This is a genomic window from Tritonibacter scottomollicae (genome assembly GCF_003003215.1).
Lineage (GTDB): Bacteria > Pseudomonadota > Alphaproteobacteria > Rhodobacterales > Rhodobacteraceae > Epibacterium > Epibacterium scottomollicae.
In genome coordinates, this window is record NZ_PVUF01000032.1 from 1 (window position 1) to 11406 (window position 11406).

General features: G+C 59.6%; 11 protein-coding genes and 2 pseudogenes. 9 read left to right on the forward strand and 4 right to left on the reverse strand.

Going from position 1 to position 11406, the window contains the following annotated elements; all coding sequences use genetic code 11:
* Positions 1 to 235 precede the first annotated feature (235 nt).
* Positions 236 to 640 (forward strand): hypothetical protein, encoded by a 405-nt coding sequence (locus tag CLV89_RS21365; protein ID WP_106165623.1) that lies wholly within the window; start codon positions 236 to 238, stop codon positions 638 to 640.
* Between the two features lie 99 nt (positions 641 to 739).
* Positions 740 to 1495 (forward strand): UvrD-helicase domain-containing protein, encoded by a 756-nt coding sequence (locus tag CLV89_RS21370; RefSeq protein ID WP_341477134.1) that lies wholly within the window; start codon positions 740 to 742, stop codon positions 1493 to 1495.
* A gap of 389 nt (positions 1496 to 1884) precedes the next feature.
* Here the strand turns inward: CLV89_RS21370 and rfbG are convergent, their stop codons facing one another.
* Entirely contained in the window at positions 1885 to 3003 is a 1119-nt protein-coding gene (gene rfbG / locus CLV89_RS21375; RefSeq protein ID WP_106165624.1) for a CDP-glucose 4,6-dehydratase, read from the reverse strand.
* Positions 3004 to 3050: 47 nt separating this feature from the next.
* Positions 3051 to 4220, reverse strand: a complete 1170-nt coding sequence (locus CLV89_RS21380; protein WP_106165625.1) for a class I SAM-dependent methyltransferase — start codon at positions 4218 to 4220, stop codon at positions 3051 to 3053.
* A gap of 252 nt (positions 4221 to 4472) precedes the next feature.
* On the opposite strand from CLV89_RS21380, the pseudogene CLV89_RS21385 reads away from it, so the two are divergent.
* The 7 genes and pseudogenes from CLV89_RS21385 to CLV89_RS21415 form a co-directional block, all read left to right on the forward strand.
* Positions 4473 to 4772, forward strand: a pseudogene (locus CLV89_RS21385) (transposase); the annotation flags it as partial.
* A gap of 205 nt (positions 4773 to 4977) precedes the next feature.
* Positions 4978 to 5745: a glucose-1-phosphate cytidylyltransferase gene (gene rfbF, locus CLV89_RS21390; RefSeq protein WP_106165626.1), complete on the forward strand. Its 768-nt coding sequence runs from the start codon at positions 4978 to 4980 to the stop codon at positions 5743 to 5745.
* Positions 5746 to 5747: 2 nt separating this feature from the next.
* Complete coding sequence (locus CLV89_RS21395; RefSeq protein WP_243395112.1) at positions 5748 to 6332, forward strand: dTDP-4-dehydrorhamnose 3,5-epimerase family protein; 585 nt, start codon at positions 5748 to 5750, stop codon at positions 6330 to 6332.
* Complete coding sequence (locus CLV89_RS21400; RefSeq protein ID WP_106165627.1) at positions 6332 to 7615, forward strand: class I SAM-dependent methyltransferase; 1284 nt, start codon at positions 6332 to 6334, stop codon at positions 7613 to 7615. Before CLV89_RS21395 ends, CLV89_RS21400 begins: the two co-directional genes overlap by 1 nt.
* A gap of 33 nt (positions 7616 to 7648) precedes the next feature.
* Entirely contained in the window at positions 7649 to 8863 is a 1215-nt protein-coding gene (locus tag CLV89_RS21405; RefSeq protein ID WP_106165628.1) for a glycosyltransferase family 2 protein, read from the forward strand.
* 19 nt (positions 8864 to 8882) lie between these two features.
* On the forward strand, positions 8883 to 9746 hold the full coding sequence (locus tag CLV89_RS21410; protein ID WP_106165629.1) for an NAD-dependent epimerase/dehydratase family protein: 864 nt from the start codon (positions 8883 to 8885) through the stop codon (positions 9744 to 9746).
* A 31-nt stretch (positions 9747 to 9777) separates the two neighbouring features.
* Complete coding sequence (locus CLV89_RS21415) at positions 9778 to 10548, forward strand: cephalosporin hydroxylase family protein (protein WP_106165630.1); 771 nt, start codon at positions 9778 to 9780, stop codon at positions 10546 to 10548.
* 107 nt (positions 10549 to 10655) lie between these two features.
* Here the strand turns inward: CLV89_RS21415 and CLV89_RS21420 are convergent.
* Positions 10656 to 10817 (reverse strand): annotated as a pseudogene (locus CLV89_RS21420) (ATP-binding protein); the annotation flags it as partial.
* 294 nt (positions 10818 to 11111) lie between these two features.
* Positions 11112 to 11406, reverse strand: a 295-nt coding sequence (locus CLV89_RS21425) for a Tn3 family transposase (protein WP_243395113.1), incomplete at its 5' end; no start/stop codon positions are given.

Here is an 11406-nt window from a genome sequence, read left to right on the forward strand (position 1 = left end):
AGATTGAACTACGAGTGCGACCGGATGCTGGATGCAATCACTGATGGAAAGCTGCCCCCCGTCCAGGCCAAGGCCTGGCTGACCTCAGTTGTCCGCAGCGAGCTTGACCGCATCGAGCGTCAGCGCATGATCTCATCTGGCGAGCAAGGGACTGCATCCGGAGCTTTCTGCTCATGACCAACGTACGATACTGAATGAAGGTTCGAGCGAGGCAGACATCGCGTCTCTGGAGACCATGCTTGACGTTCTGTCGCGCGACGCGCTGTCCGAGGCGGGCGTCAACAAGATGCTTCGCGCAGCGCGGGACAGCATTCGGACAGCAACAGGCGAGACCTTGAACCCTACGGCCGAGACGATTCTCTCTCTGCAGCAACTGATGCTGGCCGGAAAAGCCGCGGCCTGGTCCGCATCTGAAGGTCGGGAAGATCCGAGCCTTGAACAAGCGCGCTCCCTTGCGCGGGAAATCCTCGACGGCGCGCCTGCCGAGATCATCGTTTCCCGAGAGTCCCTTCACATCTGCGAGGAAGCCACTCTGATCGAGGCACCTGCCCCAACTCAAGTCCCTAGCCTGATCAGGCTACAATCTTGCCCTGCTTTCCAGGGAAGACGACGCGATTGCGGCCCTGCTGACGGCGATTGAGGGATTGAAGGCATCTCACTGATCGCGACCTTCCTGCGGCACTTCAAGAACGGCGGCTACCACCTAGATGATTGCGAGACGAAAGCCGCACCCCTGAAGATGGGCAAACGCGGCGAGGCCTTTTTGAAGATCTTCGGGGCGGTGTACCGCGAGTATCAGGACACTCTGGGCGAGCGCCTCGATTTCGAGGACATGGTGAACCGCGCGACCGCACTGGTGGAAAGTGGGCGCTACGAAATCCCGTTCCGCCATATCCTTGTCGACGAATTTCAGGAGATCTCGGCCGGCCGGGCGCGGCTGATCCAGGCACTCATGACCCAGAATGCGGAGGCGAGGATATTTGCCGTCGGCGACGACTGGCAGTGCATCTACCGGTTTGCCGGATCCGACATCCACATCATGCGCAACTTCGGTCGCGAGTTCGGCGGCGTCTTCGCCGGCCACACCGGTGTCCACCACACGGTGGACACCGGACGGACGTTCCGGTCGGTCGACAAGATCGCCCTGACTGCCCGGCGCTTCGTGCTTTGCAACCCGGCGCAGATCACCAAGACGGTTGTTCTTGCCGGCGAGGCAGAGCATCCCGCGATCCAAATTGCAGGGACCCGGCGCGATACCGGCGAGCAGGTGCTGGATGACAGCCTGAAAGCCCTGGCGGCTGAGCCTGCTCAGCCCGGTCGCAAAGCAACGGTCCTCTTGCTGGGCCGCTACCGCTTTATCGAGCCCGACATGCGCAGCCTCCGTCGACGGCATCCGAACCTGGCGATCACCTTCAAGACCATCCATGCCTTAAAGGGCCTGGAGGCTGACCACGTTGTCCTGCTCGGTGCCGATAGCGCACATTCCCATCAATGATCGTCGACGCCCCCTTCTCGCTCTTGTCTCGCCCGAAGCAGAACCCTACGCCAACGCCCAAGAGCGCAGCGTGATGTATGTCGCCACGACCCGGGCGCAACGAACGCTCACGATCCCAACGTCCGAGGCCCGCCCTTCAGCCTTCGTCAAGGAGCTGCTGAAAGATCCCGTCTACAATATTGCTAGCCCAAGAGAGGCCCAGGAGCGCGCACACCTGCGGGCAATGCGGGGGGCGCCTGCTGTTCATGGCCGGAGGCGATGGCCCAGCAGGTACCGTTGCGACCACATCAAGCACTCGTCTTTCATCTGTTCGGGACCCTCACCAACTTTCGGGCGTTGCTCCAGAGGACACGACCTCAACCCAATATCTCCAGGGGAGCGACTAACAATCACGCCGCTGCCCTCCGCTGCCGGTATTCCGAGATCTGACGCACGACGGCCGCGTTTCTCTGCTCCGGCGTCCGGCCATTGTACCATTCCGCAGTCCAGGCCGTCATCTGGCCGGCATCGAGCAGCGGTTGCCAGCCCAGCAGCTGCCGTGCGGCACTGCAGTCCAGTTTGAGCAGGGTTGCCTCGTGCAGGTCGCCATCCGGCTGGCTCGACCACTGGAACTCCGGCCCAAGGCAGTCGGCAAAACCGGAGACCATTTCCTCGACGGAGAGATTCATCTCGTCGGCAGGGCCAAAATTCCAGCCACGTGCGCAAGCCGCGGGTGTGGAAAATCCCATTTCGGCTAGGCGCAAATAGCCCGCCAGGGGCTCCAACACATGCTGCCAGGGGCGCAACGCCCCGGGATGGCGCAAGCTCAGGGTACCGCCCTCAGCGAAGGCGCGCATGGCGTCGGGCACAATCCGGTCCGGGCTCCAATCGCCACCACCAATCACATTGCCGGCCCGGCCCGACGAAAGCGCCAAACCATGTTCCTGTAGTCGGTCTGGCGGGAAATAGGAGCTGCGGTAAGAGGCGGTGACAAGCTCGGTACAGCCCTTGCTGTTGGAATAGGGGTCATGGCCGCCCATGGCGTCATTTTCCCGGTAGCCCCAGAATTGCTCGCGGTTCTCATAGCATTTGTCGCTGGAGACCACGACAACCGAGCGCAGTGACGGCGCCACAGTGCGGCAGGCCTCCAGCAGATGTACGGTGCCCATCACATTGGTCGCATAGGTTTCCACCGGTGCGGCATAGGAGTAACGCACCAGCGGCTGCGCTGCCATGTGGATGACAACCTCAGGATCAAAAACCTTCATCGCCTGCTGCAATGCTGACTGATCGCGCACATCACCCGGCACATGGTCGATATGCGCCGCCAGGCCCAGTTCGTCAAAGAAGCTCTGTCGCCCTTCGGGCACCCCGGCCATCGACGGCGGCAGCGCAAAACCACGCACCTTAGCCTGCATTTGCAGCAGCCAGGCGGTCAGCCAACTGCCCTTGAACCCGGTATGCCCGGTTACGAACACTCGGCGTCCTTGCCAGAAGGAGAAATCGCTGTGGAATTTGTTGTTGTTCACGGTGGTGCCTTATCTGTCTGAGATCTTCCTGAGATTGTATTTTTTGGTTAAGACACATGCTTGAGTCGAGGGTCGTCACTGGCTTCGTTCAACACTGCGACCTCGGCGGTCCAGCCCATCCCGGCAATCATCTTCTGGATCTCTGTCTCGTAGTTCGGATTCATGATCACAATGGTCGCCGCCCCCATCTGCATCGCCTCTTGCGGCGCCACAATCGGGATACCAGTGACAGGCATGTAGCAGCCCTGCTTGGCCTGGTTGAGGTCGATACCAGCAGCGATTATCCCTCGGGCACGGGCGTTCATGAGCAAGGAGAACGTTACACCTTTTGAAGCAGCGCCCCAGACGACGATCGGGCCAGCGCTCGCTCGGCGCTCCAGGTAAGCAGCCCAGCTGTCTAAGAGCGCGGTGCTGTGTGCCTTATAAGCCTGACCCTGCGCCTCTGGGGCTCTGGACAGCGGCTGAACAACGGGTGTTCCTGCCGCGGGAATCTGTGCCTGAACCCACATGTATTGCCCATCATAGGCGGGCGAAACCTCGCACTGCAGCCCATGCTGCGCCAGCAACAAGCTGATCGAATACGGAGTATAGAGCGCGCAATGTTCGTAGAAGAAATCCTGAAAGGCGCCATGCCGCAAAATCCAGTCCACATCCGGGGTTTCGACAAACAGCTGCCGCCCCGGAGCCATGCCCGCGGCGAGGCTTGCGGCAAAGCTCTTCACATCGCTCACGTGCTCAATGGTATGGCGCGAGCAAATAACATTGGTCTGCGCCGGGATCTGCGCGACCTGCGCCGGTGTAAAATAGCTGGTGTGGACGACAACCCCATCCGGCAGTTTGTCCTGCCCAGTGAAAGAAGGGTCAAAACCGACGGCTGAAACAACACGTCCCTGGCCGCGCTCATGCAGAAGGCACAAGAAGTCGCCTTCGCCGCAGCCGATCTCCACATAGTGGATTTCTTCCTCTGGCGGTACCGAGGCCAAAATTCGATCTGCCATGCTACAAAGATGAGCTTGGTAAAAAGAGGACGCGCTTACATCATTATTATAGTCGCCGTCATAGGTCATGACATCGGGGTCAAAAGAGGCGTTCCAGACAAAGCCACAATTGCTGCATTGGGTCATTTGCAGGGCGCCGCGCAGGGCTGCCTTTGCCGCCTCCTGCGTCGCCAAGGTGACATTCTGGAGCAACGGTATATTGAGCCGCTGCTCGATCACTCTGCCGCTAAAGCCGCTCTGCGTCTGTGGTTGGCACACGGGGCAAGGATAGGATGGGGGAGTTCTCATGATCAACCTCGGACAAGGGCCGCCCACAGGGACGCTGGTTCGAAAACGCCTAAAAGAGAATGGTTACCAAACCTGAAACACGAGCTATGACTGAATCTGGTGTTTGGGCGGTCATCAGGCGGCGGTGCATCTGGTTGGTTTGATGTCGCAAAACAAACCACCAACCATCAAGGACGCACGACCATGAATGACGCTACCATCATCGAATTTGCCGGTCGCGACGCCGTGTCGGACCCGCTGACGGATCTTCTACGCAAGGGCGCGCGGGAGCTTCTGCAAACGGCTGTCGAGGCGGAGTTAGACGCTTTCCTGGCCGAATATGCGAAACATCGCACCCCGGAGGGCCAAGCCGCGGTTGTTCGGAACGGACACCACCCCGAACGCGCCGTGCAGACCGGGATCGGCCCGGTCACGATGCAGATCCCGAAGCTGCGCTCGAAGACGGGCACGCCGGTGACGTTCCGCTCGGCGCTGGTCCCGCCTTCGCTCATCTCGCAGACGTCATCGAAGGCGTCGATTTCATCAACGGCATCAAGCCATCGACACAAGATAAGGCCGCCGCTTGATGACAGCCTAAACACCAGAATTGACAATAGCTCCTGAAACACCTGCTTTGGGTAAAAGAAAATTAACTGCGTTCGCATATCTCTAAATTTCAAGTGAGATTTTAACTATTGCGAGCAAGCACATGAAAGTCGTTATCCTAGCCGGCGGCCTGGGCACCCGGATCAGCGAAGAATCCCACTTGCGGCCAAAACCGATGGTGGAGATCGGCGGCAAGCCTATTCTTTGGCATATCATGAAGTCCTACAGCACCCACGGGCTGACGGATTTTGTGATCCTTTGTGGCTACAAAGGCCATATCATAAAAGATTATTTCACCAATTACCTGCTGTATAATGCGGATGTAAGCGTTAACCTGGGAACCGGCGAGTTCAACATTCTGAACCACGACGCCGAGCCATGGCGTATCACCATGCTGAACACCGGCGAGCTGACCCAGACTGGCGGCCGCCTGGGCTATGCCCGACCGCATCTGACCGAGACCTTCTGTCTGACCTACGGCGACGGGGTTTCCGATGTCGATGTGACCAGTCTGCTCGACTTTCACTTTGCCGAAGGCCGCCAGGCGACGGTTACCGCGGTACAACCCACGGGTCGATACGGCAGTATTGAAATGGACGGCAATGCCGCTAGTGGTTTTGTCGAGAAGCCTGCAGGCGACCACAGCTGGGTAAGCGGCGGCTTCTTTGTCTGCGAGCCCTCGGTGCTGGATCATATCGAGGGGTCGGAGACAATTTGGGAGAAGGAACCGCTGCAGCGGCTGGTTCGGGGCGGGCAACTGTCGGTCTATCAGCACCGAGGTTTCTGGAGCGCGATGGATACGCTCAGGGACAAGACCTATCTTGAAGGTCTCTGGAGCAGCGGGGAAGCCCCTTGGAAAACTTGGACATGATCATGTCAGCCGCCTTCATGCCCAATCCTGCCCTGTCTGGCTCCGGTCTGTCTGCCCTGCCGCTCCTCGGTGCATTTCACTATCGGCCACAGCTGCATGAGGACCGGCGCGGAAGCTTCTGCCGTCTGTCCTGCACGGATATGCTGGAACAGGCCGGGCTGAACAGCCGCTGGGTGCAAAGCAACCTGTCGCGGACCGAAGCCAAGGGCACCATCCGCGGGATGCACTACCAGACGCCACCCTTTGCCGAGATCAAGCTGCTGACCTGCATCACCGGGCGCGTCTACGATGTGCTGGTGGACCTGCGGTCGGATTCGCCCACCTATCTGCAGTGGGTCGGTATAGTTCTCAACGGAGCGCAGGCAGATACGCTTTATATCCCGGCAGGTATTGCGCATGGGTTTCAGACCCTTAGCGACGATGTGACCCTTCATTACAGCCACTCCCAACCCTTCAGCCCTGCCCATCAGGCCGGCCTGTCATACAGGGATCCTCAGATTGCCATTCAATGGAAATTGCCGGTGACGGTGATCTCTGACCGCGATTCCGCCCAGCCGTTTCTCCCTGACATAAAGGAGGCCTCGTGATGCATTGCCGCCATTGCTCGACACCGCTTTCGCACAATATTCTGGACCTGGCCCATGCGCCGCCCTCCAATGCCTATCTGGAGGCTGACCAACGCCTGCAGCCGGAGATCCATTTCCCGCTGAGGCTGTTTTTTTGCCCTTCCTGCACCTTGGTGCAAACAGAGGATTTCTGCCGCGCCGATGAGTTGTTTGACGCCAACTACGTCTATTTCTCCTCCACCTCCAGCAGCTGGTGCGCCCATGCCGCGCGCTATGCCGAGGCCGCGATCGGGCGCTTTGGGCTGACGGCCGACAGTTTTGTGGTGGAGGTGGCCTCCAACGACGGCTATCTGCTGCAAAACTTTGTCGAGGCGGGGATCCCCTGCTTGGGATTTGAACCGACCGCCAGCACCGCGGAAGCGGCCCGCGCCAAGGGCGTGGACAGTCGGCTTGAATTCTTCACGGAAGCCAGCGCCATTGCGCTGCGCCAGGACCGGGCCGCTCAGGGGCTGGGGCAGGACGGCGGCGCCGACCTTATCGCGGGCAACAACGTCTATGCCCACGTGCCCGACATCAATGATTTCACCCGCGGTCTGTACCAGCTGCTCGCCCCCGAGGGCGTGATCTCGCTTGAGTTTCCCCATTTGCTGGAGCTGGTCGCACATGGTCAGTTCGACACCGTCTATCACGAGCATTTCTCCTATCTGTCGCTGACAGCGGTGAGCCGGATTTTTGCAGCAGCAGGTCTCAGGATCTTTGATGTGGAACCGCTGCCCACCCATGGCGGCAGCCTGCGGGTCTGGGGCTGTCGGCAAGAGGCGTCGCATCCTCAGCTGGCCTCGGTCGCGGCCGGTTTGGCGCAAGAAGAGATGGCAGGCCTGTGCACGCAAGAGTTCTACCGCAACCTGCAAGCGCAGGCAGATCACGCTGCCGACAAGTTGCTGGCCTTTCTCATCAGCTGCAAGTCGCGCGGCGAAACCGTGGCCGCCTATGGCGCTGCCGCAAAGGGCACCACCCTGCTGAACTATGCCCGCATCAATCCGCGTCTGCTGCCCTATGTCTGCGATGCTGCGCCCTTTAAACAGGGACGCTTCCTGCCCGGCAGTCATATCGAAGTACGCCCGGTGGAGGCTTTGCTGGACGCGCCGCCACAGCACCTGCTGATCCTGCCTTGGAACATCAAGGAGGAAATCGTCGCCAGCCTCGCGTGGATGGCCCGCGATCACGGGACCCAATTCTGGACCGTGATGCCGGAACCCACCAAGCTAGCAGCCCCCGAAGAGACTTTGGCGCGTCAGGCCTGAAGGCCCAGCCCCCACATTCCGAGAGGACACTCGATGCCAAATCTCAAGCTCAGTATTTGCATTCCAACCTACAACCGCGCCACGTACCTGGAAACGCTGCTTGCGCACCTGCAGGAAGTGGTATCGGAGCTGCCGTTCGAAACTGAAATCATCATTTCGGACAATGCCTCCAGCGATACGACCCTGGCCCTGCTGGAGGCGGCACAGGCGCAGCTGCCCCTGACCATCCTGCAGCAAAGCGAAAACATCGGGGCGGTTCCCAACATGCATGCGGCCATGCGCGCCGGTAGGGGCACCTATCTTGTCTATCTTGCCGATGACGACCGGCTACGCCCGGACGCGCTGGCAAGCTCAATCGAAATGCTGGACGCCAATCCGGCTGCCAGCGCTCTCTACGCGCCCTGGCGGGTCAAGGACCTGGTCAAAAACCAGGTAACCGGGCAGTTTTACACCCAGCCCGGCGATGTCACGATTGACCAAGGCAACTACAGCCGACTGCTGGAGCATATTGTCGAGTGCAGAATATACTCTGAAATCTGCATTGTGCGACGGGATGTCTTCCGGGCTGTGAGCCCGATCATCAACTCCATTGCCCATTGGGCCTTCACCACCCCTGCGGAATATCTGGCTGCCGGGGATCTGATCTACGCAAAGCGGGCATTCTACGTTTCCATCAGTCGCCATTTCGACGGCGATATCCGTGCGCAGGCCGGCTTCGAGGAGACCATGTCTGGCTGGGATAGCTACAGCGGCGGGGTGGAGGTGCTCCTGGGGCTGGCGGTGAACCACGGTGGATTGTCCCACCCGGAAAAAATCACCCAGTATGCGCGTGCGCTTGCATCCGAGCGTATGGCCTGCGCACTGCGGCTGCGCTTGCAAAGTGGCCGCGACCCGTTGGAGAGTTATGCTCTGGCTGCCCGGCTGCGCGGCAAAGGCTTAGAAAGTCTGCTTCCGGCGCCCATGCTGAAGATCCGAAACAATGCAGCGCTATATTTCGCCGGTGTCAAACTGCCTGAGGTTCTGCGGGCCAAAAGGATCACGGTGATCGGCAACTGCGATGGAACAATCATTAAGTGGTTTCAGGACGGGGCAAACTTGCCCGTCCACACTGCCGCGGCGGCTGATGAAATCGACGCTGGCGACGTCGTGATCGACTTTGGCTGCCAAGATAAAACTATGCTGGATGCCGCGGGAACACGCGCGCTCGCGCATGTCACCGAAGCCCTTTTAATGCAAAAATTCGCATGAGTTGGCAGAGAGAAGAGCTATGACACGCATTCTTCTGACCGGATCTACGGGATTTGTCGGTCGCGCGGTGACCCGGCAGTTGCACCGTGAGGGGCATGAGCTGTGCCACGTGATCCGGTCGGGCTCGGCAGAGCGCATCTGCGGCCCCGAGGTCACCGCGCCGCATGTAGGTCCCGACCACATCGTCACGGTTGAGGACCTGTTTTCAATGCCCGCGCATTGGTGGGCAGACACTACCCAGGGTTACGATCTCGTGCTGCATATGGCCTGGTATGCCGAGCCGGGACAATACCAGACCTCGCTCAGGAACCTGCATTGCCTTTCTGGAACCATGGCGCTGGCCCAGGGTATACAGCAAGCCGGGGTGCCCCGGCTCGTCGGTCTCGGCACCTGCCTGGAATACGATCTCAGCAGTGGGCTGGTCACATCTGACACGCCGCTTGATCCGAAATCCCCCTATGCCGCCGCCAAGGCCGCTTGCGCAACCGCGCTGGAGGCGACGCTCCCGAATGCCGGAGTGTCCTTTCTGTGGGCGAGATTGTTCTACCTTTACGGGAGAGGCGAAGATCCACGGCGGCTTGTGGCCGCCCTGCACGAAAACCTCTCTGCAGGGCGCCCGCTGGAGCTGAGCTGCGGCACTCAGATCCGCGATTTCATGGACATCGATGACGCTGCTGCCCTTCTGGTTCAAGACGCCCTGTCCGGTCGCACCGGCATCACCAATATCTGCAGTGGGACCGGCACTACGGTGCGCGCGCTCGCCGAGAGCATCGCGGATCAGTACGGCCGCCGTGATCTGCTGCATTTTGGCGCCCGGCCGGGCAATCCCGATGACCCGCCCTGCGTCATAGGACGACGCACCGACGATCCGCTTCCCGCCTGATTTCCCATTTGTTGACCGAGAGACCTAAACCATGACCCACTTCAAAACCGAAATCGCCGACCGTACCGAACAAATGGTCGCCAACGCCACGCTTCAAAAAGCATCGCTTGATTTCTTGCGCAGTTCCGCCAAGGCCCAATACTCCTATAACTTTCATTGGATGGATCGCCCGATCATTCAGTATCCGCAGGACATCGTCGCGATGCAGGAGCTGATCTACGATCTGCGACCAGATCTGATCATCGAAACAGGCATCGCCCATGGCGGGTCGCTGGTTTTTTCGGCCTCAGTGCTGGCAATGCTGGATATGGTGGATGCCATTGAAGCCGGGGAGAGCTTTGATCCCTCCGTTTCCAAGCGCAAGGTTCTGGGCATCGACATCGACATCCGTGACCACAACCGTGCAGCCATTGACGCCCACCCGATGCGGTCGCGGATTGAAATGATCCAAGGCTCTTCGGTGGACAGCAAAATCATCAACCAGGTGCGGGACTTCGCATCGGGCTATGAGAAGGTCCTGGTTTGTCTGGACAGCAACCACACCCATGAGCATGTCCTGGAAGAACTGCGCGCCTATGCGCCGCTTACCTCGGTCGGCAGCTACTGCGTGGTGTTCGACACCCTGATCGAATATATGGAAGCAGACACCTACACCGACCGCCCCTGGGGCAAGGGGAACAACCCCTTTACCGCCATCCAGGCCTATCTGCAGGAAAACGGCAGCTTCGAGGTCGACCACCAGATCCACGAGCGTCTGCTGATCACTGTCGCGCAGAACGGCTTCCTGCGGCGCATTGCCTGACGTCAGCTTTGTCGGGCGGGTAGAAACCCGGCAGGTGTTGAATGGCACTGAGAACTGATCCGGTATTTTCACCGAGATTTGACCCACTCTCAGTTAGGCGTCGTAGCCTATGACGCGGTCAATGTTTTGGTCTCCTTTGCTGTTTTCTTTGCAGCCTCTGAGCTGGCCTTGAAGCGGTAGCTGTCGTTGCCGGTTTCGAGGATGTGGCAGCGGTGCGTAAGCCGATCCAAGAGAGCGGTGGTCATCTTTGCGTCTCCAAAGACCTGCGCTCACCCTGAGATGCCTCATCGGAAGGTTTCTGCGTAGGACTACTCTAAGGCGGAACTTTCAGCGAACGTCGTCAGGTTCCCCAGTCTCTGACGGGCCTGATGTTCAGTGGCCGCGCAATTTTGCGCTCAGCAGCCCCGGAATGCCAATCGAAGTCGCCGGATAGGATGACGTGCTCCTATCCGAGCGGCGACGTGTGCGGAAGCAACTTGGAGTCGTAGAGCGGGCTGGTCTGCGCGAGATGACTGGGGTCGCTTCCGGCTGGGAGCAGGATCGTATCATAAGCTGATCCTGACCTACCTTGTCCACCTGTATTCACCGGTGAGCAAGATATGCGCCCATCCGAGGGAGGAGATATGCGCCAGAAGCTCGGGCGAGCAGTCGAGCCCTTCGCGTTTTCGGGCTTTAATCGCGTGGCCGAGGTGTTTCGTATTCCAGTAGATGATGATCGCAGCCAGCAGGTTGAGACCGGTCATTCGGTAGTGCTGTCCTTCGGCGTGGTCTGCCCCCACCAAGTGGCCCGATGTAAATGTTAGTGCATGGTCGGCCTCTGGTCTATCGGGACGATGCTTTCGGGCGTCGGTGGACGAT

Excerpts from the sequence above, each read along its gene's own strand:
- rfbF (WP_106165626.1), top strand. The coding sequence starts at position 4,978 with ATGAAAGTCGTTATCCTAGCCGGCGGCCTGGGCACCCGGATCAGCGAA.
- CLV89_RS21395 (WP_243395112.1), top strand. The coding sequence starts at position 5,748 with ATGTCAGCCGCCTTCATGCCCAATCCTGCCCTGTCTGGCTCCGGTCTG.
- CLV89_RS21365 (WP_106165623.1), top strand. The coding sequence starts at position 236 with ATGCTTGACGTTCTGTCGCGCGACGCGCTGTCCGAGGCGGGCGTCAAC.
- CLV89_RS21415 (WP_106165630.1), top strand. The coding sequence starts at position 9,778 with ATGACCCACTTCAAAACCGAAATCGCCGACCGTACCGAACAAATGGTC.
- CLV89_RS21405 (WP_106165628.1), top strand. The coding sequence starts at position 7,649 with ATGCCAAATCTCAAGCTCAGTATTTGCATTCCAACCTACAACCGCGCC.
- CLV89_RS21410 (WP_106165629.1), top strand. The coding sequence starts at position 8,883 with ATGACACGCATTCTTCTGACCGGATCTACGGGATTTGTCGGTCGCGCG.
- CLV89_RS21400 (WP_106165627.1), top strand. The coding sequence starts at position 6,332 with ATGCATTGCCGCCATTGCTCGACACCGCTTTCGCACAATATTCTGGAC.
- CLV89_RS21370 (WP_341477134.1), top strand. The coding sequence starts at position 740 with ATGGGCAAACGCGGCGAGGCCTTTTTGAAGATCTTCGGGGCGGTGTAC.